Annotated in this window: 22 protein-coding genes; 10 read left to right on the top strand and 12 right to left on the bottom strand. The window is 57.3% G+C overall.

Annotated elements, in window-relative coordinates:
• Position 1: 1 nt before the first annotated feature.
• Positions 2 to 2,449, top strand: coding sequence for a fimbria/pilus outer membrane usher protein (locus tag K6R05_RS03285; protein WP_222924981.1), 2,448 nt, complete (start codon positions 2 to 4; stop codon positions 2,447 to 2,449).
• Positions 2,446 to 3,423, top strand: coding sequence for a Csu type fimbrial protein (locus K6R05_RS03280; RefSeq protein WP_161735024.1), 978 nt, complete (start codon positions 2,446 to 2,448; stop codon positions 3,421 to 3,423). Before K6R05_RS03285 ends, K6R05_RS03280 begins: the two co-directional genes overlap by 4 nt.
• Here the strand turns inward: K6R05_RS03280 and K6R05_RS03275 are convergent.
• The 3 genes from K6R05_RS03275 to exbB all read right to left on the bottom strand — a co-directional run bounded on the left by K6R05_RS03275 (position 3,420) and on the right by exbB (position 6,130).
• Positions 3,420 to 4,742 (bottom strand): MFS transporter, encoded by a 1,323-nt coding sequence (locus tag K6R05_RS03275; protein ID WP_161735020.1) that lies wholly within the window; start codon positions 4,740 to 4,742, stop codon positions 3,420 to 3,422. The genes K6R05_RS03280 and K6R05_RS03275 overlap by 4 nt on opposite strands.
• A gap of 236 nt (positions 4,743 to 4,978) precedes the next feature.
• On the bottom strand, positions 4,979 to 5,401 hold the full coding sequence (gene exbD / locus K6R05_RS03270; protein WP_222924980.1) for a TonB system transport protein ExbD: 423 nt from the start codon (positions 5,399 to 5,401) through the stop codon (positions 4,979 to 4,981).
• A 6-nt stretch (positions 5,402 to 5,407) separates the two neighbouring features.
• The gene (gene exbB, locus K6R05_RS03265) at positions 5,408 to 6,130 is read right to left on the bottom strand and encodes a tol-pal system-associated acyl-CoA thioesterase (protein ID WP_222924979.1); all 723 of its coding nucleotides are present in this window, start codon (positions 6,128 to 6,130) and stop codon (positions 5,408 to 5,410) included.
• 349 nt (positions 6,131 to 6,479) lie between these two features.
• Here exbB and K6R05_RS03260 point away from each other — a divergent pair, with 349 nt between their 5' ends.
• The 5 genes from K6R05_RS03260 to K6R05_RS03240 all read left to right on the top strand — a co-directional run bounded on the left by K6R05_RS03260 (position 6,480) and on the right by K6R05_RS03240 (position 11,745).
• Positions 6,480 to 7,451: a TRAP transporter substrate-binding protein gene (locus K6R05_RS03260; protein WP_161735014.1), complete on the top strand. Its 972-nt coding sequence runs from the start codon at positions 6,480 to 6,482 to the stop codon at positions 7,449 to 7,451.
• Positions 7,452 to 7,500: 49 nt separating this feature from the next.
• Positions 7,501 to 8,007, top strand: a complete 507-nt coding sequence (locus K6R05_RS03255) for a TRAP transporter small permease (protein WP_161735011.1) — start codon at positions 7,501 to 7,503, stop codon at positions 8,005 to 8,007.
• A gap of 14 nt (positions 8,008 to 8,021) precedes the next feature.
• A complete protein-coding gene (locus tag K6R05_RS03250; protein WP_161735008.1) occupies positions 8,022 to 9,308 on the top strand; it encodes a TRAP transporter large permease in 1,287 nt (428 codons plus the stop codon).
• Between the two features lie 408 nt (positions 9,309 to 9,716).
• On the top strand, positions 9,717 to 10,907 hold the full coding sequence (gene metC / locus K6R05_RS03245; RefSeq protein ID WP_161735006.1) for a cystathionine beta-lyase: 1,191 nt from the start codon (positions 9,717 to 9,719) through the stop codon (positions 10,905 to 10,907).
• Positions 10,908 to 11,082: 175 nt separating this feature from the next.
• The gene (locus K6R05_RS03240; RefSeq protein WP_033733897.1) at positions 11,083 to 11,745 is read left to right on the top strand and encodes a DedA family protein; all 663 of its coding nucleotides are present in this window, start codon (positions 11,083 to 11,085) and stop codon (positions 11,743 to 11,745) included.
• A gap of 30 nt (positions 11,746 to 11,775) precedes the next feature.
• Here K6R05_RS03240 and K6R05_RS03235 read toward each other — a convergent pair whose 3' ends face one another.
• On the bottom strand, positions 11,776 to 12,684 hold the full coding sequence (locus K6R05_RS03235) for an AraC family transcriptional regulator (RefSeq protein ID WP_013359043.1): 909 nt from the start codon (positions 12,682 to 12,684) through the stop codon (positions 11,776 to 11,778).
• Positions 12,685 to 12,887: 203 nt separating this feature from the next.
• Between K6R05_RS03235 and dkgA the strand changes: the two genes are divergently transcribed.
• Positions 12,888 to 13,712, top strand: a complete 825-nt coding sequence (gene dkgA / locus K6R05_RS03230; protein ID WP_161735003.1) for a 2,5-didehydrogluconate reductase DkgA — start codon at positions 12,888 to 12,890, stop codon at positions 13,710 to 13,712.
• Between the two features lie 91 nt (positions 13,713 to 13,803).
• Here dkgA and ftsP read toward each other — a convergent pair whose 3' ends face one another.
• The 4 genes from ftsP to K6R05_RS03210 all read right to left on the bottom strand — a co-directional run bounded on the left by ftsP (position 13,804) and on the right by K6R05_RS03210 (position 19,441).
• Positions 13,804 to 15,234: a cell division protein FtsP gene (gene ftsP / locus K6R05_RS03225; RefSeq protein WP_222924978.1), complete on the bottom strand. Its 1,431-nt coding sequence runs from the start codon at positions 15,232 to 15,234 to the stop codon at positions 13,804 to 13,806.
• A 142-nt stretch (positions 15,235 to 15,376) separates the two neighbouring features.
• The gene (locus K6R05_RS03220) at positions 15,377 to 16,114 is read right to left on the bottom strand and encodes a 1-acylglycerol-3-phosphate O-acyltransferase (protein WP_161734996.1); all 738 of its coding nucleotides are present in this window, start codon (positions 16,112 to 16,114) and stop codon (positions 15,377 to 15,379) included.
• A 45-nt stretch (positions 16,115 to 16,159) separates the two neighbouring features.
• Entirely contained in the window at positions 16,160 to 18,433 is a 2,274-nt protein-coding gene (parC, locus tag K6R05_RS03215) for a DNA topoisomerase IV subunit A (protein ID WP_161734993.1), read from the bottom strand.
• A 192-nt stretch (positions 18,434 to 18,625) separates the two neighbouring features.
• Positions 18,626 to 19,441, bottom strand: coding sequence for a transporter substrate-binding domain-containing protein (locus K6R05_RS03210; RefSeq protein ID WP_222925451.1), 816 nt, complete (start codon positions 19,439 to 19,441; stop codon positions 18,626 to 18,628).
• Positions 19,442 to 19,555: 114 nt separating this feature from the next.
• On the opposite strand from K6R05_RS03210, the gene K6R05_RS03205 reads away from it, so the two are divergent.
• Positions 19,556 to 20,137 (top strand): NAD(P)H-dependent oxidoreductase, encoded by a 582-nt coding sequence (locus K6R05_RS03205; RefSeq protein WP_222924977.1) that lies wholly within the window; start codon positions 19,556 to 19,558, stop codon positions 20,135 to 20,137.
• Positions 20,138 to 20,185: 48 nt separating this feature from the next.
• On the top strand, positions 20,186 to 20,494 hold the full coding sequence (locus K6R05_RS03200; protein WP_013359050.1) for a putative quinol monooxygenase: 309 nt from the start codon (positions 20,186 to 20,188) through the stop codon (positions 20,492 to 20,494).
• Between the two features lie 378 nt (positions 20,495 to 20,872).
• Here K6R05_RS03200 and K6R05_RS03195 read toward each other — a convergent pair whose 3' ends face one another.
• From K6R05_RS03195 to cpdA, 4 genes are all read right to left on the bottom strand, one after another.
• Positions 20,873 to 21,772, bottom strand: a complete 900-nt coding sequence (locus K6R05_RS03195) for a LysR substrate-binding domain-containing protein (protein ID WP_161734990.1) — start codon at positions 21,770 to 21,772, stop codon at positions 20,873 to 20,875.
• Between the two features lie 93 nt (positions 21,773 to 21,865).
• Complete coding sequence (parE, locus tag K6R05_RS03190; protein WP_033733909.1) at positions 21,866 to 23,761, bottom strand: DNA topoisomerase IV subunit B; 1,896 nt, start codon at positions 23,759 to 23,761, stop codon at positions 21,866 to 21,868.
• Positions 23,762 to 23,810: 49 nt separating this feature from the next.
• The gene (gene yqiA, locus K6R05_RS03185; RefSeq protein ID WP_033733910.1) at positions 23,811 to 24,392 is read right to left on the bottom strand and encodes an esterase YqiA; all 582 of its coding nucleotides are present in this window, start codon (positions 24,390 to 24,392) and stop codon (positions 23,811 to 23,813) included.
• A 3-nt stretch (positions 24,393 to 24,395) separates the two neighbouring features.
• Positions 24,396 to 25,223 (bottom strand): 3',5'-cyclic-AMP phosphodiesterase, encoded by an 828-nt coding sequence (cpdA, locus tag K6R05_RS03180; RefSeq protein WP_013359054.1) that lies wholly within the window; start codon positions 25,221 to 25,223, stop codon positions 24,396 to 24,398.
• Positions 25,224 to 25,243 lie beyond the last annotated feature (20 nt).

The raw sequence follows: 25,243 nt of genomic DNA, 5'->3' as shown, positions 1-25,243 counted from the left end.
AATGAGACCGTTTTCCCTGCATCCCTGCGGGCTGGCCGTGGCCAGCGTGATTTACGCCCTTACGCCGGATCCTGTGCTGGCGGAGACTTACTCATCCCTGCCCCCGCCACCCAGCCTGCAGACCAGCGGCAGCGGTCAGCGTTATATGCTGGAGCTGGTGATTAATCAGCAGGAGAACGGCAATATTGTGCCGGTAGAGCAGCGCGACGGTCATTTCTGGATTCGCAGCGGCGATCTGCAGCGTGCCGGCCTGCCAGCGGATAAGCTGGGCCAGCAGCCGCAGGTCGATGTCAGCAGGCTGCAACCCATCAAAGTGGAGTATGACGCTGCGCGACAGCGTCTGCTGCTGACCGTACCGCCTGAGTGGCTGCCCGGTCAGGTCATTGGCGAGGCGAAGAACGGGCCCCGCTATCCGGGCCGTACCAGCAGCGGCGCGCTGATTAATTATGATCTTTACGCCAGCCGCACGGATAACATTGGCTCCCGCCTGTCCGCCTGGAACGAACTGCGGCTGTTTGGTGATGCCGGTCATTTCTCCACTAACGGCGTCTGGCAACAGCAGCTGGAAGGCAGTACGACTTATCAGGATGATGGCTATATCCGCTACGACACCTGGTGGAGCAATGAAGATGAGAACACGGCGGTAAGCTGGCGGGTCGGGGATCTGATCACCGATTCGCTGGCCTGGAGCAGCAGTGTGCGGCTCGGCGGCATCCGCGTCGGCCGCGACTTCAGCGTCCGTCCCGATCTGGTAACCTATCCGCTGCCCGCCTTTTCCGGTCAGGCCGCCGTGCCTTCCACCGTCGATCTCTTTATCAACGGCTATCGTTCCAGCCAGGCAAACGTGCAGCCTGGCCCCTGGTCGATGACCAATGTGCCGTTTGTTAACGGCGCGGGTGATGCCGTGATCACCACCACCGATGCGGTTGGCCGCCGCGTCACCACCACCATGCCGTTTTACGTCTCCAGTAACCTGCTGAAATCGGGGCTGTCGGACTACGCCTTCTCTGCCGGGGCAATCCGCGAAAACTACGGCATAAAGAATTTCGATTATGGTGAGGCCGCGGCCAGTGGCTCTTATCGTTACGGTATGACCGACTGGCTGACGCTGGAGAGCCACGCCGAAGGCAGCGAAACGCTGGCAATGGGTGGGCTGGGTGGTCAGCTGCGCGTCGGCAGTTGGGGCGTGGTCAACGGCGCGGTGGCGCAAAGTCAGCTCGATGGGGAGAGCGGCAGGCAATATAGCTGGGGATATCAATACAACAACCGCTGGTTCAACATCGGCACGCAGCAGACCCAGCGCAGCAGCGACTTCGGCAATCTGGCGCTGGTCGGCAGCCGTGCCGGTAGTCAGGCGGATAGCCGCTACGCACTCTCACGCCGCAGTGCGCAGTACAGCGCCAGCGTCTCGCTGAATCGCTTTGGCAGCGTTGGTGCCGCCTTCATCGACATCACCGACGGTCAGGGCGATCGCACCCGGCTATGGAACCTTTCGTGGAGTAAAAATCTTTGGGGTAACAGCAGTCTGTATGTCTCGGCCAGCCGCGATCAGGAAGAGAAGAGCTGGACCGGTGCCATCTCGCTGGTGATCCCGTTTGGCGAACAGGGCAGCGTTGCCCTCAGCACCGAACGCGATCAGCGTGGCCGCGACAGTCAGCGCGTTTATGCCTCCAGCGCCATGCCCAGCGACGGCGGGTTCGCCTGGGATGCCTCGTGGGCGAATCAGAGCGGAGACAGCGGCGATTATCGTCAGGGCAGTCTGCGCTATCGCAACAACCAGATTGATACCTCAGCGGGCTTCTATGGCGATGATGACAACCTCACGCAATGGGCCGATCTCTCGGGTGCGCTGGTGTTAATGGATAACAGCGTCTTTGCCGCTAACGCCATCAACGACGCCTTTGTGCTGGTGAAAACAAGCTATCCCGACGTGAACGTGCGCTATGAAAATCAGTCGATGGGACGCACCAATCAACAGGGCTATCTGCTGGTGCCCGCCATCAGCAGCTATTACCCGGCCAAATATGATATCGACACCCTCGACCTGCCGGCAGATATGACCACGCCGCGGGTTGAGCAGCGCTTTGCGGTGAAACGCCAGAGCGGCTACCTCCTCAACTTCCCGGTGGAGAAACTGCGCGCCGCCAGCGTAATCCTGGTTGATGCGCAGGGCCAGCCGCTGCCGGTCTCAAGCCTTGTACAGCGGCCTGACCATCCCACCGGATATGTCGGCTGGGATGGTATCGTCTGGATGGAAGATCTTACCGCCAGCAACCCGATCGAAGTGGTGACGCCCGATGGTCGCCGCTGCGAAACCGAACTGCATATCGCCAGCGGTCAGCCGCAGGCGCTGAAAACCTATGGCCCCCTGACCTGCGCGCTGCCGGCTCCAGTTGCAGGTAGCGCCGCCGCGCCTGCTGAACCTTTTACGTCCGGAAACCCACTATGATGAGATCTCTGTTACTGGCTGGTCTGCTGCTGTTACTGCCATCGCTGGGTTACGCAGCCTGTACCCTGCCCGCCTCCACAGCGAGCTTTGGTTCGGTCACCACCTTTGTAGCGAATACCACCGTCAGTTCGGTCACCACCAACGCCAACGTCAACTGTGGCTCCGGCTCGTCGCTGTCGCTGCTAGGCAATAACCAGATAACCTTTCAGCTGACCGGCGCAACCAATAGCAACGGCACGCGCGGTACGCTGAAACGCAGCGGTGATACCGGCAGTGATAATGTGCCGGTGCGGCTCTGCACCGACACGGCCTGCGCTACTGAACTGACGATTGGCGGCACGCCGTTTGTCTATGGTTCGCAGACCCTGATCAACCTGGCGGGCTTGCTGGGCAGCCTTAACTTCGCCATCCCGGTCTATCTGCGCACCGTTCCCGGACAGGTGGTCGCCGCCGGAACCTATCAGGTGACGCTGAACATGGCGGTGACCTATCGCATCTGCACCAGCGTCGGGGTGGGCAATCTCTGCTTAAGTGAGCAGACCGGTAGCGGCGTAATTCCGATTAACATCACCGCTATCCTGACCAATGACTGTACGACGATCACCTCGCCCAATATCAGCTTTGGCAGCGCGCCGCTGGTCGGCAGCTTCTCCGCCGTCTCGCAGACCATCAACGTATTGTGCAGCAAAGGCAGCACCTATACCGTCGGGCTGAGCAATGGCAGCTATGCGGCGGGTAGCGTCAGGAATATGGCAAGCGGCGCGAATCGGCTGAGCTATGAAATTTATAAAAGTACCACCAGCAATCGCTGGGGATCGGCAGGCACGGAACGCTGGAGCAGTACCACCTCGACGGCGGTATCCACGGATGGACTGACGCGCGGCTTTAACTACACCGCGCGCATCCTGACCACGCAGAACACGCCGCCTGCCGGTAACTACAGCGACAGCGTGGTGGTCGATTTGTCGTTTTAGAGTGAAGCACTGACCGGCGTAGCGCTGTGACGGGTCTGATACTGCTTCACCATCCGGCCAATCAGCAACGTGCCGATCAACCCACAGACTGCGGCAAAGGTCAGCCAGACGCCCGGCATCGCTTTGTCACCGGTTGCATGGATCAGATAGCTGGAGATGGCAGGCGTGAAACCGCCAAACAGCGCCGTCGCCAGGCTATAGGCCATGGAGAAACCGGCGGCGCGCACCTCAGCAGGCATAATCTCCGCCAGATAGACCACCATCGCACCGTTGTAGCTGGCATAAAGAAACGACAGCCACAGTTCCGCTTCCAGCAGATGAGCGAAGCTGGCCGATCCCACCAGCCAATGCAGTACCGGCCAGGTAGTCACAATCATCAGCAGGGTAAAGATGATCAGCAGCGGACGACGACCGACGCGATCCGACAGCGCGCCCATCAGCGGTAGCCAGAAGAGGTTTGAGACACCGACGCAGAGGGTGACCAGAAACGCCTGTTTGTCGCTCATCATCAGCACGGTTTTACCAAAGGTCGGGGTAAAGGCAGTGATCATGTAGAACATTACCGTGGTGGTGACCACCATCAGCATACCCGCCAGCACCAGCGCCCAGTTACTGGCAACTGAGCGCATGATTTCCGTCATGCTCGGGTGATGTTTACGTTTGCTGAACGCTTCGGTCTCCTCCAGCATCCGGCGGATGTAGAACAGGAATGGCACAATCAGACAGCCGACCACAAACGGGATACGCCAGCCCCACTCCGTCACCGCCTCTTTCGCCAGCAGATGATTCAGCATCAGGCCCAGCAGCGCGGCAAAAATAACCGCAATCTGCTGACTGCCCGACTGCCAGCTGACGAAAAAGCCTTTACGACCTTTCGGCGCGACTTCCGCCAGATAGACCGACACGCCACCCAGCTCGACGCCTGCCGAGAAGCCCTGCAACAGGCGTCCCAGCAGGATCAGAATCGGTGCCGCCGCGCCCAGCGTGGCGTAGCCTGGCACCAGCGCAATGGTCAGGGTACCCATCGCCATCAGGCCCAGCGTCAGCAACAAGCCTTTACGACGACCGTGATGGTCGATGTAGGCACCCAGAATGATCGCCCCCAGCGGGCGCATCAGGAAACCAGCACCAAAGGTCATCAGGGTGAGCATCAGGGAAGCAAACGGGTCATCACCGGGAAAGAAAGTTTTGGCAATGGCGGTGGCGTAATAGCCAAACACCATAAAATCGTACATCTCCAGAAAGTTACCACTGGTGACGTTAAAGATGGTTCGGGCCGCACTTTTCGGCGGCTTTTGTAAAGACGGGGTGTGACTCATGACGGCTTCCTGTTGTTTTTTAGCCGTTTTAGCCTGACTAAGGCGAGATTAATGTGACCTGGCTCACCATTGCACTTTACAATTCTGTGTACATGAGTAACAACCAATTAACAATTCAAATCAGGCAGCATAAATGATCCGCCTGGCCGCCGATCTGCCTGATTTTATCTGGCTGAAGCGCCGCCATAAAAAAAGGCGACCTTAACAGTCGCCTTTTCATTATGCCGGATAACCCGCTATTTCTTCACAGTTTCCATGCCCATCAGACCAATTTTCAGGTAGCCCGCCGTGCGCAGCTTATCCATCACGCTCATCAGCGTTTCATAATCTACCGACTTGTCTGCCTGGAAGAAAATGGTGGTCTCTTTGTTGCCCTGCGTCTGGCTGGTCAGCACGTTAACCAGCGAATCCGGCGTGACCTGATCGTTAGCCACGTAAAGCTGCTTATCCGCTTTAATCGACAGATAGACCGGCTTTTCCGGCCGCGGTTGCGGCGCGCTGGTGGACGCGGGCAGATTAACGCGCACATCAACCGTGGCCAGTGGCGCGGCCACCATAAAGATGATCAACAGCACCAGCATGACGTCGATAAACGGCGTCACGTTGATCTCATGCATTTCACCATCGGTTTCCAGATCGTCGTTTAATCGCATGGCCATAACAACTTACCCTAAGCGCAGTTTCTGGGCGGTCGCAGGACGCGGAACTTCTTTGGCAACGGTGCCCAGGTCGATATCACGACTCTGCAGCAGCATCACCTGAGCAGCGACATCCCCCAGCGAGGCTTTGTAGTTGGCGATCATGCGGGCAAAAACGTTATAGATGACGACGGCCGGGATCGCAGCGACCAGGCCAATCGCAGTCGCCAGCAGCGCTTCGGCAATACCCGGTGCCACCACCGCAAGGTTAGTGGTCTGGGTTTTCGCGATGCCGATAAAGCTGTTCATGATGCCCCAGACGGTGCCAAACAGGCCGATAAAGGGTGCGACAGACCCGATAGTCGCCAGGAAGCCATTGCCCCGTCCTGCATGGCGGCTGAAGGCGGCGACACGGCGCTCAAGACGGAAACTGGTGCGATCTTTAATGCCGTTGGTATCTTCCACACCCGCCGACAGTTCAAGTTCATTTTGCGCATCGTTCAGCAGCACCACACTGTGGCTGTGCCCGGTAAACGACTGGGCAATGCGGGCGGCGTCATTCAGATTGCGGGCTTCGCCCAGTGCCAGTTGCTCACGCTTAAGGCGACGCTTAGCCGCGCTAAGTTCGGCATATTTGCCGAAGAAGATCGCCCAGGTCACCACTGAGGCCAATAACAGGCCAATCATGACCACCTTTACCACGATATCGGCATGTTGATACATGCCCCAAACGGAGAGGTCCGTTTGCATCAAATCACTGGCTACCACGCTGCTTCTCCAACTTCTGATTCAGGGATGCGAAACAAGCGCAAATAATAGCAAAACGGTGGCGAATTGATAGTAGTTCTCATTAGTATTTACAAAGCTGATCTGCGCTCTTGACCTGTTGTTGAGCGGGTTCAGGCACGGCTTGTGAGGATGTTTCGAAAATGTGAAGCTGCATGAAAATTTATTAAAACAACGTTTCAAAATGTGACGGAATTCATTCAATCAGCATTGCTACATTTTACTCAGACGCGTTTTCACTATGCTGGCTCCTCACGGCCCTCTGCAGTTAGCCCAGACTGCAGGCCGTCTTACCTCTGCGGGAGACAATATAATGAGAATGATGAAAACATGCGTAGCCAGTGCCCTGGCGGCGATGATAGCGAGCGCCACCGCCACGGCACAGGTGATTAAAGTGGCTGAAGTACAGCCTGCCGGTTATCCCACCGTGGTCGCCCTGCAACACATGGGCGACAAACTGAAACAGGCCACCGATGGACGGCTGGAGATGAAGCTCTACGCCGGTGGCGTACTGGGCGATGAAGATCAGACGCTGCAACAGGTGCAGCTGGGTGCCATCGATATGATCCGCGTCTCGCTGGCGCCGGTCACCTCGATTGCCCCGGAAACCAGCGTGCTGACCCTGCCCTACGTTTTCCGCGACGTTGATCACATGCACAAAGTGCTGGATGGCGAGATAGGCCGCGAGATCGCCGACAAGTTCGACAACGATCCCAATGCCCGCATGGTGTTCCTGGGCTGGACCGATGCCGGTGAGCGCAACATGATCACTAAGAAGCCGCTGGCGAAACCGGAGGATCTTAAGGGCATGAAGATCCGGGTGCAGAATAGCGCCATCTCGCTGGCGACGCTGAAAGCGATGGGCGCGAATCCGGTGGCGATGGGCGTCAGTGAAGTGTTCAGTGCGATGCAGACTGGCGTGGTCGATGGCACCGAGAACAACCCACCGACCTTTGTCGCTCATAACTACATGCCGGTTGCGAAGTATTACACCCTCAGCGGCCACTTTATCCAGCCAGAGATGATCCTGTTTTCAAAACGCGCCTGGGATCGCCTGAAACCCGAAGATCAGGCACTGCTGAAAAAGCTCGGCAAAGAAGCACAGGATGAGGAGCGTCAGCTCTGGGCGACCTATACCGAAGAGTCGATCGCCAAAATGAAGGCGGGCGGCGTCACCTTCCAGCAGACTGACCGTGACTATTTCGTCAAAGCGACTCAGCCAGTACGCGATCAGTTTGGCGGCAAATATCAGGATCTGATGACCCGGATCGCTGAGGTGAAATAACCCTTCCCGCGCCACACTGCCGTGTGGCGTGCTTAATCAGGTATCAATTATGTCTGCTTATACGCGTCTGATGGATGGGCTTTATCTGCTCTGCATGCTGGTGGCCGCCGTGGCGCTGTTGATCATGGTAACGGTCATCCCGATTGGGATCTTCGCCCGTTACGTGATGAACGGCGCGCTCTCCTGGCCGGAGCCGGTTGCCATTATCTGCATGATTATTTTTACCTTTATCGGCGCGCCGGTGGGTCTGCGCGCCGGAACCCATATCTGTGTATCGATGGTCACTGACCGCCTGTCGCCTGCCCGGCAGCGCCTCATGCTGCGCGTCAGCGATCTGCTGATGATTATCACCTGCCTGGTGATCTTCCAGGCCAGTTATAGCCTGTGCGAAGCGATGTGGGTTCAGACCCTCGCGTCACTTCCAGCGGTGACCTATGGCGAGATGTATCTGCCAATCCCGATTGGCGCGATCTTCACCCTGCTGTTTGTTGTTGAGCGCCTGCTGAGCGGCGATCAGAGCCAGCGACCGATTGTCACGCTGGGCGGCACCCACTAACGCGGAGCAGAAAAATGGATGCATTGATCTTGATAGGCAGTTTGCTGGTGTTGCTGATGGTGGGCTTTCCGGTCGCCTTTGCGGTGGGACTGAGCGCCTTTATCGGGGCCTGGTGGATCGACCTGCCGCTGGAGGCGGTGGTGATTCAGGTGACCAACGGGATTAACAAATTTTCCCTGCTGACCATTCCGTTCTTTATCCTCGCGGGCGCGATTATGGCCGAGGGCGGCATCGCCCGCCGGCTGGTCAACTTCGCCTATATCTTTGTCGGCTTTATTCGCGGCGGGCTGTCGCTGGTTAATATCGTCGCTTCAACGTTCTTTGGCGCTATCTCCGGTTCGTCGGTGGCGGATACCGCCTCCATTGGTTCGGTAATGATCCCGCAGATGGAGGAGAAAGGCTATCCGCGTGACTTCGCCGCGGCGGTGACCGCCAGCGGTTCGGTACAGGCGGTGCTGACGCCCCCCAGCCACAACTCAGTCATCTACTCGCTGGCGACCGGCGGCATGGTCACCATCTCCTCGCTGTTTGTTGCCGGGATCTTCCCTGGCCTGCTGCTCGGCGGATGCCTGATGGTGATGTGTCTGGGCTTTGCCCATAAACGCGGCTATCCCAAAGGCGAGCGTATTCCGTTTCGTCAGGCGCTGAAGATTTTCTTCGACGCGTTCTGGGGTCTGTTTACGGTCGTGATCATCATGGGGGGGATCCTCTCCGGCATCTTTACCGCCTCGGAATCCGCTGCGATTGCCTGTATCTGGGCCTTCTTTGTCACCATGTTCATCTATCGCGACTTTAAATGGAGCCAGCTGCATATCCTGCTGTTCCGCACCATTAAAACCGTCACCATCGTGATGGTACTGATCGCTTTCGCAGCCGGGTTCGGCGCAGTGATGACCTTTATGCAGCTGCCGACCATTATTACTGAGGCGTTCACCAGCCTCTCCGATAACAAATATGTGATCCTGATGTGCATCAACATCCTGCTGCTGGTCGTAGGCACGCTGATGGATATGGCGCCGCTGATTCTGATCCTGACGCCGGTGCTGCTGCCGGTAGCCACCGCGCTGGGGGTCGATCCGGTTCACTTTGGCATGATCATGCTGACTAATCTGGGCATCGGACTGATTACGCCGCCGGTCGGCACCGTGCTGTTTGTGGCCAGCGCGGTGAGTAAGCAGAAGATTGAGCAGGTCGTCGGGGCGATGCTGCCGTTCTACGGCATGCTGTTCCTGGTGCTGATGCTGATTACTTATATTCCCGCTATTTCACTCTGGTTGCCGCGCCTGATGGGCGTCATGTAAGGCAATGGAAACCGGCTCGCTTGCGGGTCTCAGACTGCTGACAAACTCGAATCAGGGTACAACTGGCAGCGATGGATTAGATCAACAGGCAGGGAACACGGTCAGAGGAGGAAAGCGGCCCGCCGCCCGGAAAAAAACGCCGGGAGCGTTTTTGAACAACGCAACGCGTTGGCCCGGCAACGGGCCGAGCGAGCCAGGGATTGGCGTAAGCGCCTTTCCGGTCTGACCGGGTTTCCTGCACTGGCTCGGTCTCACAGCTAACCGGGCCACACTTAGTCATCAATCTCCGGCCCGCTCACGGGCCGGTTTTTTTCCTGCGACGCACTCTGATAATCACCATTGAGTCTCAACCCTGCTGGCCGTTTCGTGATAACGTGAGGGCTTAGTCTGAAGCGGTAAAGGCGACTCATGACCACCAGAAAAATTGATACCACGCTCGTCAGTGCGGGACGCAGCAAGCGTTATACCCAGGGCTCGGTGAACAGCGTCATTCAGCGCGCCTCTTCGCTGGTTTTTGATACGGTTGCGGAGAAAAAACGCGCCACCGCAGGTCGGGCAAAAGGCGAACTTTTTTATGGCCGTCGCGGCACCCTGACGCACTTTGCACTGCAGGATGCGATGACCGAGCTGGAAGGCGGCGCAGGCTGTGTGCTCTATCCCTGCGGCGCAGCGGCCGTCGCGAACGCGATTCTGGCATTTGTCGAGGCGGGCGACCACGTACTGATGAGCGGCGCGGTCTATGAACCGACACAGGACTTCTGTACAAAAATTCTCGCTAAGCTGCAGGTTTCCACCGGCTGGTTCGATCACTGCATCGGCAGTGAAATCGGTGAGCGGGTGCAGCCCAACACCCGTGTTGTCTTCCTGGAATCGCCTGCTTCGATAACGATGGAAGTGCAGGATATTCCGGCGATTGTGGCAGCGGTACGCGCTAAAGCGCCCGAGGCGATCATCATGATCGACAACACCTGGGCGGCCGGTATTCTGTTTAACGCGCTGGCGCACGGTATCGACATTTCGATTCAGGCTGGCACCAAATATCTGATTGGTCACAGCGATGCGATGATCGGCACGGCGGTCGCCAATGCGCGCTGTATCGACCAGTTGCGTGAGAACTCTTACCTGATGGGCCAGATGGTGGATGCCGATACCGCCTACATGGCGAGTCGCGGTCTGCGTACGCTGGGTACCCGTCTGCGTCAGCATGAAGAGAGTGCGATTCAGGTGGCAGAGTGGCTGGCGGCGCGCCCGGAAGTGGCACGAGTGAATCACCCGGCACTGGCGCAAAGCAAAGGTCATGCGTTCTGGCAGCGCGATTTTAACGGTAGCAGCGGCCTCTTCTCGTTCATCCTGCAGGAAAAATTAAGCGCGCCCCAACTGGCGGAATATCTCGATCACTTCCATCATTTCAGCATGGCTTACTCCTGGGGCGGTTATGAATCGCTGATCCTGGCGAATCAGCCGGAAGAGCTGGCAGAGATTCGTCCGGCGGGCGGTGTGGATTTCACCGGCACGCTGGTGCGGCTGCATATTGGTCTGGAGCACGTTGATGATCTGCTGGCTGACCTGGAGGCCGGTTTTTCACGCCTGACGCGCTAAGTCAGATAAACAGAAAGTAAACAGAAGATAAACCACGTAGCGGTGGCCCGCAGAGTTTGCCGGGCACCGGCTCATTTGTTGTTAAAATTTATCCCGCATCGTTCAGGTTATCAGTGAAATCACTGCGCTGTCTGAACGCAGACGGATTGTTCCTTGTGACGTGATGGAATCGCTAATGGGTGTTTTACACGAGATTGTCCAGGCGCTCTGGCATCAGGATTTTGCCGCACTGGCAAATCCGGATGTAGTGTGGGTGGTATACGGCGTAATGTTCCTGACGCTGTTTCTGGAAAATGGTCTGTTGCCCGCCTCTTTCCTGCCAGGCGACAGCCTGCTGCTGCTGGCCGGGGCGATGGTGGCCAAAGGGGTGATGGATTTTGTGCCGACAATGGTGATCCTCACGACCGCTGCCAGCCTGGGCTGCTGGCTGAGCTACCTGCAGGGCCGCTGGCTGGGGAATACCCGGCTGGTGAAGAGCTGGCTGATGCATCTGCCGGCACAGTATCACCAGCGCGCCTGGAATATGTTTAACCGTCACGGGCTGATGGCGCTGCTGGTCGGCCGTTTTCTCGCCTTTATCCGCACGATCCTGCCGACTATGGCGGGCATTGCAGGCTTACAGAATGGCCGCTTTCAGCTGTTTAACTGGCTCAGCGGCGTGCTGTGGGTCGGCATTGTCGTTGCCTTTGGCTATGGCATCAGTCAGGTGCCGTTTATCAAGCGTCATGAAGATCAGGTGATGGCGATCCTGATGATACTGCCGATGGTGTTGCTGGTGCTCGGCCTGTCCGGCAGCATTGTGGTGATCTGGAAAAAGCGTCGCCAGAAACGCGCCTGACGCGCATCTGGCTTTCGGATCCGCCGCCACTCAGGCGGACGGATCCGCTACCGTCTGCCTGACACGACTCACCTCTTCCCCCGGCGTCACGCCGAAATAGCGTTTAAACTCCCGCGAAAATTGTGAAGGGCTTTCATAGCCCACCCGCACCGCCGCCGCACTCGCCTTTAGTCCATCGTGCAGCATCAGCAGTCGCGCCTGATGCAGGCGATAGCGCTTGAGATACTGCAACGGCGAGGTCTGCGTCACCGCTTTGAAGTTATGGTGAAAGGCTGAGACGCTCATGTTCACTTCTGCTGCCAGCGCATCAACGCTGAGGTTTTCCGCATAGTGATTCTCAATCCGTCGCAGGGCACGCGCGATCAGGCTGAACTGCGTCTGTCGGCTCACCAGCGAAAGCAGCGCGCCGCCGATCGGACCGGTCAGCACATAGTAAATAATTTCACGCACGATGTGCGGCCCCAGAACGCGCGCATCGCGCGGCTGGGTCATCACATCCAGCAGCCGCTCCGCGGCGCACAGCATCGGTTCCGTCAGCCACGCCGAGTGGATACCCGAAGTCTGCGGCTGAGGCTGAAACTGATCGTCGTCGCCGATTTCAATCAGCAGATCCTGCAGGCTGGCGGTATCAACCCTGAGACACAGCCCGGCAATCGGTATTTCCGGCGAGGCCCAGGTTTCGCACTCCACCGGCAGCGGCACGGTCAGCATCAGGTATTTGCTGGCGTCATACTGAAACACGGTGCTGCCGAGATAGCCGGTTTTGCTGCCCTGAAACAGGATAACAATGCCGGGCTGATACATCATCGGCGTACGGGGACGATATTGATTAGCATAAATCAGTGACACATTTTCGACCGGGCAAAGACGGTCGCGACCATGAGTCATTAAGGTGACTACCTGCTGTGCCAGCCGGTGACAGAGTGCATCGTGCGCCATAGCGACTCCTTTTCGGACAAAAAGCCAGTGTGCCGCGCGAATGCCTGAACCGCCAGCAGCCTGGAGAATCAGGCAAGAAATTTACCGGATCGGGCAGAAGAACAGACCTGCTGTTGTTGCTGACGCTGAGCAGGCTGAAAATTGTTGGCTAGACTTAAGCACAGTGAATTCTCACGGGTTAACCGCAACGGAAAGGAGCAACTATGGCAGACCAACCCATTATCAAACTGCGCGATGGCAATATGATGCCGCAACTCGGACTCGGTGTCTGGCAGGCCAGCATCGAAGATGCGCGTCATGCGGTGCTGAAAGCGCTTGAGGTCGGCTATCGCTCAATCGATACCGCCGCCGCCTATAAGAATGAAGAGGCGATTGGCCAGGCTCTGCAGGAAACCGATGTGCCGCGCGAAGAGATTTTCGTGACCACCAAACTGTGGAACGACGATCAGCAGAATGTTCAGCAGGCGATGGAAACCAGCCTGGAGAAACTCAAACTGGAGCAGGTCGATCTCTATCTGATGCACTGGCCGTGCCCGGAAAAAGACCACTACGTTGATGCCTGGAAGAAGATGATCGAATTGCAGCAGCAGGGGCTGACCAAAAGCATCGGCGTCTGTAACTTCCATGAAGCGCACCTGAAGCGTCTGCTGGATGAAACCGGTGTGACGCCGGTCGTGAACCAGATTGAGCTGCACCCGATGCTACAGCAGCGTACGCTGCATGCGTGGAACGCGCTGCACCAGATCCAGACCGAATCCTGGAGTCCGCTGGCACAGGGCGGCAAAGGCGTTTTTGATCAGGAGATCATTAAGTCGCTGGCGAAGAAATATGGTAAGACCCCGGCGCAGATCGTGATCCGCTGGCATCTGGATAGCGGTCTGGTGGTGATTCCGAAGTCGGTGACGCCAGCACGTATCGAAGAGAACTTTAAGGTGTTCGACTTCCGTCTGGATAAGCATGAAGTGAGTGATATTGCGAAACTGGACAGCGGTAATCGTCTGGGGCCGGATCCGGACACTTTTAACTGACGTGAAGGTGACCTTAACCGCTCTGCCCTGCCGTTGACGGGCAGAGGGGGCTTAATGCGGTCAGGCGGGTTCTCCCTGCCTGACCGCGCTGTTATGCAGTGGGCTGCACCACCAGCTGACCCGCCGTACCGCGGTCGGCCAGTTCCAGGGTCTGACTGTGGTAGACAAACGGGAAGTGATCTGACGAACTTTGCGGGAAGCTGACCATCAGTTCCACGCTGCCATCGACCCACACCGTATCTTTCCAGCCACGATCTTCGCCCATCGGCTGTGCGCCATTCACACTTTTAATCAGGAACATAACGCCCTGAATATGCAGCGACTGCGGCCGATCGGCGTGCAGGATCCAGCGCTCAAAGGTGCCCTGCTGCGCAGTGGTGTCAATGCGGTTCATATCCCAGAGCGCGCCGTTGATGCCCGGCATGCTGTCACCGATGCGGAATTCGCGGGTGCGCACCGCCACCCCATCCAGAATCTGGTCGGCCAGCAGCCGCATCGGGAGATTATCCGTCACCAGCGGCAGTAAGCCGGTTGGGCGCAGCGTCAGGATCAGGGTGGAGGTCAGAATAGAAGATGGCTCAAAGAAACCGCGCAGCCGATCCATAATGCCTGCCGCCGTTCCCGCCGTAATCGACACTTCATCGCCCTGCGACATATCCACCAGCACTTCGCGACGTTCGCCCGGCGCCAGTGACAGACGCTGCACCGCAACCGGCGCAGGCAGATAGCCCTGATCGCTGGCAATCACCATAAACGGACGATTATCGCTGAGCACCATCTCATAGCGTCGCGCATTCGAGGCGTTCAGCAGACGCAGGCGTACCCAGCCGCGTGACACCTCAACATACGGATTGCGTACCCCATTCACCAGCAGCGTATCACCCAGGAAACCACCATCCTGCGGCGGGTCATAGACCGGCGTGGCAAAGTTATCGAGCCGCTTGTCCTGAATGATGATGGGGAAGTCATCGACGCCGTAATGCTTCGGCAGCGGCAGCTGTTTACCGATGTCATCTTCCACCAGCCACATACCCGCCAGACCGTTATAGATATGCGGCGCCATGCGGTTTGGGGTATTGGCGTGATACCAGCAGGTTGAGGCCGCCTGACGAATCGGCAGTACCGGCGACCAGTCGACACCGGCCGACATCATACGTGGCGCGCCACCCATTAATGCACCCGGCAGCTGTAAACCGCTGACGGTCATGGAGACGGACTCATTCAGCCGGTTGCTGTAGATCAGCTTTACGTCGTCACCGCTGTAAACCCGGACGGTCGGGCCAAGATAGAGGCCATTGATACCCCACACCGGCACTTTGTTATTGTCGCCATTAAATGACCAGTGGCTGCGCTGCATCGTCAGGAACAGCGGCTGGCCGCGACGGGATTCCAGCAACGGCGGAACCGGAAGCGGTGTATCGCCATTGGCTGAAGAGGCGGCATGTGCCGCATGAGGGAGTAAACTGGCGCTAAGCACCGCTCCGGCAGAAAGCTGGATGAACTGACGTCTGCTGAAAGACATAAAACTTCTGACCCTTTACGCGTGGCGCTAAGCGCCGACCCTGTTTTTATTGATCTGTTTTTGCTGTGCTGCGTTCACGGCGAGCCGGATAAGGCCCGCCGCGCGGCATCCATGCAGGATAGTTCGGCGAATGGCTCGCCGGTCAGATTTTTCCGTTTTTTTCGCGTTCTGCGACTTCGGCGTTGAGTTCTTCCAGCTTCGCCGCCATCAGTTCGCGACAGTGGGTAGCCAGCTTACGCACCGACGAAGACTCGAATGCTTTTACATCAACCGGCGGCAGCATCTCAACAATAACCAGCCCGTTGTTCCAGCGGTTGAGATCGATCTTGCCATGGGTATTGGAGACCACAATCGGAATGATCGGCACGCCCGCCGCCACGGCAGCGTGGAAGGCACCAGTTTTAAACGGCAGCAGGCCACGGCCACGGCTGCGCGTTCCCTCAGGAAACATCCAGATGGAGATGCGCTTGCGGTTAAACTGATCCACCAGCTCACCGATGGTGCCGCGCGCTTTCGCCCGGTCATCGCGGTCAATCAGCAGGTTGCCGGTCAGCCAGTAGAGCAGGCCAAAAAACGGCACCCACAGCAGGCTCTTCTTGCCCACGGTTACCGTATAGGGCTGCACCATTTTAGCCGCGGTGACCATGTCGTAGTTGTTCTGATGGTTGGCGATATAAATCGCATTACCATAATTCTCTGCGCCTTCCGGTTTGCGCAGATCGACTTTAAGACCAAACACCGTCGATAATTTGCCGAACAGACGGCCAAAAGTGGCGACGTGGCGCGGATCGCGTGGTGAAAAAAGACACCAGATACAGCCAAAGATACAGATTAGGATCGAATAAATGACGACGATAATGGCACGCAGAATCAGTAACATAGTTCCCTCATTGAGCCACGGCTGACGCAGGGTCAGCCGGGTAGTTTACGCTTCGCTATCCGGGCTCGCCGGACGCGCAGGTGCATCCAGTTCAACACGATCAATTTTTTGCAGGCCGCGCGGTAACAGCGTGCCGCGACGTCCGCGATCGGCACGGAATTTCTGTAGCTCTTCACTGCGCAGCAGCATTTTACGTTTGCCCACGTGCAGTGTGATCGCACTGCCCGGCGGCAGGATCATCAGCCAGGCCAGTTTGTCCTGACCCGCGGCGGCTTCTGCTGACGGAATAGAGATGATTTTGTTGCCCTTGCCTTTCGACATCTGCGGCAGTTCGCCAACCGGGAACATCAGCATCCGTCCCGCCTGGGTAATCGCCAGCAGCATGTCATCTTCATGATGGACCGCCATTGGCGTCATTACGCGGGCATTGTCCGGCAGCGTCAGCAGCGCTTTACCGGCACGGTTGCGCGACACCAGGTCGCTGAAGGTACAGATGAAACCGTAGCCCGCATCAGAGGCCATCAGCAGACGCTGGTCATCCGGCTCCATCAGCACCTGTTCAACCACCGCACCCGGCGGTGGCGTCAGCTTGCCGGTCAGCGGCTCGCCCTGTCCGCGCGCGGAAGGCAGCGATGTCGGATCCAGCGTATAGCTGCGGCCCGTGGAGTCGATAAAGGCCACCGGCTGATTGCTCTTGCCGCGTGCGGCAGCCAGATAGCTGTCGCCCGCTTTATAGCTCAGTCCGGCTGGATCGATATCGTGGCCTTTGGCGCTGCGCACCCAGCCCATTTGCGACAGCACAATGGTGACCGGTTCAGACGGCACCAGCTCGGTTTCGCTCAGAGCTTTGGCTTCTTCACGCTCACACAGCGGCGAACGACGATCGTCGCCGTAGCTGGCGCTGTCAGCCTGTAACTCTTTTTTCAGCAGGGTATTCATCTTGCGTTCAGACGCCAGCGTCGCCTGCAGCTGATCGCGCTCTTTTTCCAGATCCGCCTGCTCGCCACGGATCTTCATCTCTTCCAGTTTTGCCAGGTGGCGCAACTTCAGTTCGAGGATGGATTCGGCCTGCGTTTCACTGATGCCAAAACGCGACATCAGGACCGGCTTCGGCTCATCCTCAGTACGGATGATCTCGATCACTTCATCAATGTTCAGGAATGCGACCAGCAAACCTTCCAGAATATGCAGGCGGCGCAGCACGCGATCCAGCCGGTAGTTCAGACGGCGTTTGACCGTATCGCGGCGGAACACCAGCCATTCGGTCAGGATTTCATGCAGATTTTTCACCGCCGGGCGGTTATCCAGGCCGATCATATTGAGGTTAACGCGGTAACTCTTCTCCAGATCGGTGGTGGCGAACAGATGGTTCATCACCTGATCGAGATCGACGCGGTTGGAGCGCGGAACGATCACCAGGCGGGTCGGGTTCTCGTGATCCGATTCATCACGCAGATCCTCCACCATCGGCAGCTTTTTATTGCGCATCTGGTTAGCAATTTGCTCCAGCACGCGCGCGCCTGACACCTGATGCGGCAACGCGGTGATGACCACCTCGCCCTCTTCTTTCTTCCATACCGCACGCTGGCGGATGGAACCACGCCCGGTCTGATAAATTTTGCGGATTTCGTCACGCGGCGTAATGATCTCCGCCTCGGTCGGATAATCAGGTCCCTGGACAATATCCAGCAGCTGTTCCAGCGTGGTTTTCGGCGCGTCGATCAGTGCGATCGCCGCCTGAGCCACTTCGCGCAGGTTGTGTGGCGGAATATCGGTCGCCATGCCTACGGCGATACCGGTGGTGCCGTTCAGCAGAATATTGGGCAGGCGCGCCGGTAACATCTTCGGCTCCTGCAGCGTGCCATCAAAGTTCGGCTGATAGTCGACCGTGCCCTGACCCAGCTCGCCCAGCAGCAGCTCGGCATATTTTGACAGACGGGATTCGGTGTAACGCATCGCCGCGAACGACTTGGGATCATCCGGCGCCCCCCAGTTGCCCTGACCGTCAACCAGCGGATAACGGTAGGAGAACGGCTGCGCCATCAACACCATCGCTTCATAGCAGGCGCTGTCGCCGTGCGGATGGTATTTACCCAGCACGTCACCCACGGTACGTGCCGATTTTTTGAATTTTGCGCTGGCGCTAAGCCCCAGCTCGGACATGGCGTAGATGATACGTCGCTGAACCGGCTTTAATCCGTCGCCAATGTAAGGCAGTGCGCGGTCCATGATGACGTACATCGAATAGTTTAAGTACGCATTCTCGGTGAATGTGTGCAGGGCGAGACGCTCTGCACCATCCTGAGTCAGTTCACTCATTAATTTCTCATCCTCACATCGTGGCCCACAACGGCGGGACACCCGGCGGTGGTTTGGCGAGGATAGTACCTTATTCCCTGGTGTTAGTCACAGGGGAAGCGCGGGACAATAGGCGTCCCGCCGCGCAATTTCATGTGCCGGAAGCACGCCGGATTCAGACCGGCAAGTGCCTGACCTCTCTGCTGAAGTGAATCAGGGCTTTGACCCTATCCACTGACGGGCAATATCACGATATTCACCCGTGGCGATGCTGAGATGCACCCACTGATCGACATAGAGTTTCCAGCTGATGTCGTCACGCGGGATCATGTAAGCCTTCTCGCCATACTGCAGCGGTTTGTCGGGATTGATCGCGCAGAGCGTCGGGTAATGCTGCTGCTGAAAACGCGCTTCTGAGGCATCGGTGATCATCACATCCGCTTTGTTATCGACCAGCTGCTGGAAGATGGTGACGTTATCGTGAAACAGCGTCAGCGAGGCCTCTGGCAGATGGCTGTGTACAAAGGCTTCGTTAGTACCACCTGCCGGTTCAATCAGCCGTACGTCAGGCCGGTTGAGCTGTTCGAGGGTCTGGAAGCGCTCTTTATCGCTGCAGCGCACCAGCGGGATTTTGCCATCCACGTCCAGCGGCTGCGCGAGCCAGGCCGTCTGCTGGCGTTTCAGCGTGACGGAGACGCCGCCGACGGCGATGTCACACTGCTTTGCCAGGAAGTCTGGCATCAGGTTTTTCCAGCTGGTCTGTACCCACTCTACTTTTGCGCCGAGCGAGGTAGCCAGCGCGTTCGCCATGCTGATATCCAGCCCTTCATACTGACCATCGGGTCGCAGATAGCTATAGGGTTTGTAATCGCCGGTGGTGCAGACTTTGAGCGTCTTAGAACGGAGAACGGTGTCGAGATGAGATTGCGCATGGACAGCACCGCTGGCCAGCAACAAAGCGAGGATTAATTTTTTCATTCTGATTTTTTCTATGATTTTTATGGTGAGTTTGCCCACCGATGGTGCCATAAACCGGCGTATTGTTGCTGCTGCAGCAAAAGTGTTGTGATCAACCACGCATTTTTCTGCGGCTGCGGCGCACGTAAGCTGAGCACCATATTCAGGAAACGAGGCAACCTATTCATGAGCAAGATTTTAATTATCGATGGCGGCAAAACTTTTGCCCACTCTAAAGGCGAACTGAACCACACCCTGACCGATGTTGCGGCCAGCCAGCTGCGTGACATGGGACATGAAGTGTCAGTCACCGTGGCTGACAGCGATTACGTGATCGCCGATGAGGTGCAGAAATATGTCGACAGCGATGTGGTGATTTATCAGATGCCGGGCTGGTGGATGGGCGAACCCTGGACAGTGAAGCGTTACATCGATGAAGTCTTTACTGAAGGCCACGGTTCGCTCTACGCCAGCGATGGTCGTACCCGTTCCGATGCAGCAAAAAAATATGGTTCCGGCGGTCTGCTGCTGGGCAAAAAATATATGCTGTCGCTGACCTGGAATGCGCCGCTGCAGGCTTTTACCGACCCTGAACAGTTCTTTGAAGGCGTCGGCGTCGATGGTCTCTATCTACACTTCCACAAGGCCAACCAGTTCCTGGGAATGGAAGCGCTGCCGACCTTTATCTGCAACGACGTGATTAAAGCGCCGGACGTGCCACGCGATATTGCCGCTTATCGGACCCATCTTAGCCGCGTTTTTGCGTAAGATGGTTGGGGGCTATCCCCTATTTTCCCACGAAAGAGGAATTCGCGAATGTTAACAGTCGTTGCTGAAATTTGTGTTAAACCCGGTCGCCGTCAGGCTGTGCTGGATGCAGTGAAAAAGCTGATCCCGCAGGTCTTAGAAGAAGATGGCTGCCATCAGTATGACGCGCTGCTGGATCATCAGGCGCAGGTGCCATGGAAGCAAAACTCGCCAGACTCTATTTTCATGCTGGAGCAGTGGGAAACGCTGCGCCATCTGGAGCAGCATCAGCAGATGCCGCATATGGATGCGCATCGCGCCATCATTAAAGATGATGTGGTGGATGTGAAGATTCTGGTGCTGGAACCGAGTGCCTGATGATTGCTGAAACCTTAACGCCGGTTGTGTAGCGGGGGTTAAGGCTGGTGATGAAGTCTCAGCAGGGTGCCTCTGGCAGCAATAAATTAGCTCAAAGCGCAGGGAACACGGTCAGAAGAGGAAAGCGTCCCGCCGCCCGGATAAAAACGCCGGGAGCGTTTTTGAACAACGCAAAGCGTTGGCCCGGTCAGGGCGCACCTCAGGGATGAGGTGCGTAATCGCGCGGGCCGAGCGTGCCATGGATGGCGGTAGTTGCGTCTTTCCGATCTGACCGTGTTCCTTGTGCAGGCACGTTCTGAAAGCAAATCCGGCCAGACTTTGTCACCTTCCTCAAACCTCTGTCCTGTGACAGAGGTTTTTTGTTTCTGACAGGCCGGATCAGAGCATCTGACGCCGATCAATCTCGGTGCGGAGAAAATCGAGAAAGCAGCCGATACGCGAAGAGAGCGTGGTGTTACGGTAATAAACCGCATGCACCGGCAACCGCAGATCGCGGGTTTCCGCGGGAAGAACCGGCACCAGCCGGCCAGCGGCGCAATCTTCCCGGCTGACAAAGTCGGAGAGCCGTGCGATACCCTGTCCTGCCAGCGCCAGCTGCCGGATGGTTTCACCGCTCGAAGCCGAGAGCGTCGGCTTGACACGCATAAAATCACCATCGGGCTGCCAGATCGGCCAGACGTTGAGGGTGTCAGGATAGCTGAAGCCGATGGTCTGATGGTGCGCGAGATCGGCAACGCTCTGCGGCGTGCCCGCTTTTGCCAGATAGGCCGGACTGGCCATCAGCCGGATTGCACTACTGCCAAGCAGCCGGGCGCGCAGCGTGGAGTCACGCAGTTCGCCAATGCGAATGGCAATGTCGGTCTGCTGCTCCAGCAGATCGATCATGATGTCGTCGGTATTCAGTTCGAGTTGGATCAGCGGATAACGGGCGCGAAAATCTTCAACCAGCGGCACAATCACATGCAGCATAAAGGGCGTGGCGGCATTCACCCGCAGCCGGCCTGACGGTATCTCACGCCGCAGTGCAATCTGCTCTTCCGCCTGCTCAACCGAGGCCAGGATCTGGCGCGCATGCTCCAGAAAAACCTGCCCCTCTTCGGTCAGCGCCAGCCGTCGGGTAGTCCGATGCAACAGCGTGGTCTGCAGCTTACTCTCCAGCCGCGATAGCGCCCGGCTGATGCCGGAACTGGTCTGCGCCAGCTGGGATGCCGCCGCAGTAATGGAACCGCTGTCCACCACCGCCACCCAGGCGCGTAGCTCTTCCAGGGTAATTTTCACAAGGGTTACTGTCTCTGCTCTGAATCTGCCGGATTCTCTGAGGATGTACAGGCTGAAGTACAAAGCAAACAGGACGCTTTCGCGTCCTGTTTTCTACACTTCAATATCGGCCATATCGCCTTTTTCCTGCAACCAGTTACGCCGGTCTTCGGAACGTTTTTTCGCGAGCAGCATATCCATCATGCGCAGCGTCTGGTCAACATCCTCTTCACTGATCGTCAGCTGAACCAGCCGACGGGTATTCGGATCCAGCGTCGTTTCGCGCAGCTGTAACGGGTTCATCTCACCCAGCCCTTTAAAGCGCTGAACGTTCGGTTTGCCCTTCTTGCGTTTCAGCTGCTCCAGCACGCCCTCTTTCTCATCTTCGTCCAGCGCGTAGTAAACCTCTTTACCGAGATCGATACGGTAGAGCGGCGGCATGGCGACGTAGACGTGACCATTTCTGACCAGTGAGCGGAAATGCTTCACGAACAGCGCACAGAGCAGTGTAGCAATGTGCAGACCATCGGAGTCCGCATCCGCCAGAATACAGATCTTGCCGTAACGCAGCTGCGAAAGATCTTCGCTGTCAGGATCAATGCCGATCGCCACGGAAATATCATGCACTTCCTGCGACGCCAGCACCTCATCGGAAGAGACTTCCCAGGTGTTCAGGATCTTGCCTTTCAGCGGCATGATCGCCTGATATTCACGATCGCGCGCCTGCTTGGCCGATCCACCTGCCGAGTCCCCCTCGACCAGGAACAGTTCTGTTTTATTCAGGTCCTGCGCGGTGCAGTCCGCCAGTTTGCCCGGCAGAGCCGGTCCGCTGGTGAGCTTTTTACGCACCACTTTTTTGGCTGCCCGCATACGACGCTGGGCGCTGGAGATCGCCAGCTCAGCCAGCATTTCCGCCGTCTGAATATTCTGGTTCAGCCACAGGCTGAAGGCATCTTTTACAACGCCAGAGACAAAGGCAGCACACTGACGTGAGGAGAGACGCTCTTTGGTCTGCCCGGCGAACTGCGGATCCTGCATCTTGACCGACAGCACATAGGCACAGCGATCCCAGATATCTTCCGCTGAGAGCTTCACGCCACGCGGCAGGATGTTGCGGTATTCGCAGAACTCGCGCATGGCATCCAGCAGCCCCTGACGCAGGCCGTTGACGTGCGTTCCGCCCTGCATGGTCGGGATCAGGTTAACGTAGCTTTCCGTTAACAGCTCACCGCCTTCCGGCAGCCACAACAGCGCCCAGTCCACCGCTTCCACATCACCGGCAAAGCTGCCGACAAAAGGTTTTTCCGGCAGCGTCGGTAAGCCATTCACCGCTTCACACAGGTAGTCGGTCAGGCCATCTTCGTAGCACCAGCGCTGTTCGGTATTGTTCAGCTTGTCTTTGAAGACAATCTCAACGCCAGGGCAGAGCACCGCTTTGGCTTTCAGCAGATGGGAAAGACGCGATACCGAGAAACGCGGGCTGTCGAAGAAGCTTTCATCGGGCCAGAAATGGACGCGCGTGCCGGTGTTACGTTTAGCCACCGTGCCAGTGACGGTGAGATCCTGCACTTTGTCGCCATTTTCAAACGCCATGTCATAGATTTCGCCATTACGGCGCACCGTGACTTCGACCCGTTTTGACAGGGCGTTAACTACCGAGATACCGACGCCGTGCAGGCCGCCCGAAAACTGATAGTTTTTGTTGGAGAACTTGCCGCCCGCATGCAGACGACACAGAATCAGCTCGACGGCTGGCACGCCCTCTTCCGGATGGATATCCACCGGCATGCCGCGGCCATCATCAATCACTTCCAGCGACTGGTCAGCGTGCAGAATCACTTCAACCCGCTTCGCATGGCCGCCCAGCGCCTCATCGACGCTGTTATCAATCACTTCCTGACCCAAATGGTTGGGCCGCGTCGTATCGGTATACATGCCCGGACGACGGCGAACAGGCTCAAGGCCAGTCAGGACCTCAATGGCATCCGCGTTATAGTTAGATTGACTCATCGTAAATGTCTGATTAGAAGGGTGAAATGGGGTGCGATTTCCGCATTACTCAGGGATGATTCAGACCGAGAAAGTCCAGAATCTGCGGGAAATGGCGCTCGAATCCAGTAAATGCATGATTTCCGCCCTCTTCTACCGTATGACGGCACGCGCTGTAATAATCGAGCGCCTGGCGGTAATCGAGAACTTCATCGCCGGTCTGTTGCAGCAGCCAGAGTAAATCGGGCGCTTCCAGCGGTTCAATCTGCATTACTTTGAGATCGTAAATGTGGCGTGACTCTAACACATATTGCTGGCCGGTGTAGGGATTCTGATTTTCGCCCAGGAAATCCGCCAGCAGCTCAAAAGGTCGCACCGCAGGATTGACGACTACGGCGGGCAGCATAAAGCATTGCGACAGCCAGGTGGCGTAATAACCGCCCAGCGAAGAGCCCACCAGCCCCAGCGTTTCGCCACTGCGGCTCAGCACCAGATCTTCCAGCATGGCCGCGGCATCGGCCGGAAAAGTCGGCAACTGAGGCACGATCATCTCGATGCCGGGGTGCTGCGCCTCTAACCATTGCCGGAACTGCGTTGCCTTCGCCGACTGCGGCGAGCTGTTAAAACCGTGCAGATAAAGCAATGCCGCCACGCGTTAATATCCTTCTGAGTCTAAATCGGGACGAAAAGCGTCGGTGTCAAGCCGGTTGACCTCGGTCTCAAGGCCGCCATCCGGATGCAGGGTAAACCAGCGCCAGCCAGGCGCCACGGTGTCAATCGTAAAGCTGGTACAGTGCGGTTTGAACTGGACGCAGGTTGACGGCGTCGCCAGCACGCGGCGGCCATGCCACTCCAGATCCAGCTCCTGATGAATATGACCACAGACCAGCGTCCGGGCTAACGGGTAGCGCTGTAATACCGCATCGAGCTGATGGGAATTGCGCAGGCTGTGCTGATCGAGCCAGGTACAGCCCGAGGCCAGCGGATGGTGATGCAGCAGGACCAGCGTATGGCGTTGCGGAAAGCGGGACAGCGCGTTGTCGAGCCACTCCAGCTGATAGTCGCTCAGCATCCCATGCGGGACACCGTAGACCTGGCTATCGAGCAACACAATCTGCCACTGCTCACCCACCAGCACCTGTTTATGGGCATTAATGTGCGCTGCCGCCAGCGTGTCAACCATCGCGGGCTGAAAGTCGTGATTACCGGGCAGCCAGACACAGGGTCGCGGTAAACGTGAGATGCCCTCAGCAAAATGCTGATAGGCTTCGACAGAGTGATCCTGGGCGAGATCGCCGGTAGCGATGATCAGGTCATAGTCGCGCTGTTGCGCAATAATCGCATCCAGCACCGCGTCATAACTCGACCAGGTGTTCACGCCAAGCAGCGATTCATGTTTTCCCGCGAAGAGGTGGGTATCCGTGATTTGCAAAATCCTGATTTCGGAACCGTTCGCTGCAGGAAGAGTTAGCAGGCTATCCAAAGCGTTTCCTTCGTCTCCAC

Source organism: Pantoea alfalfae (assembly GCF_019880205.1).
GTDB classification, from domain to species: Bacteria; Pseudomonadota; Gammaproteobacteria; order Enterobacterales; family Enterobacteriaceae; genus Pantoea; species Pantoea alfalfae.
This window is presented reverse-complemented; position numbering and strand designations above follow the sequence as displayed.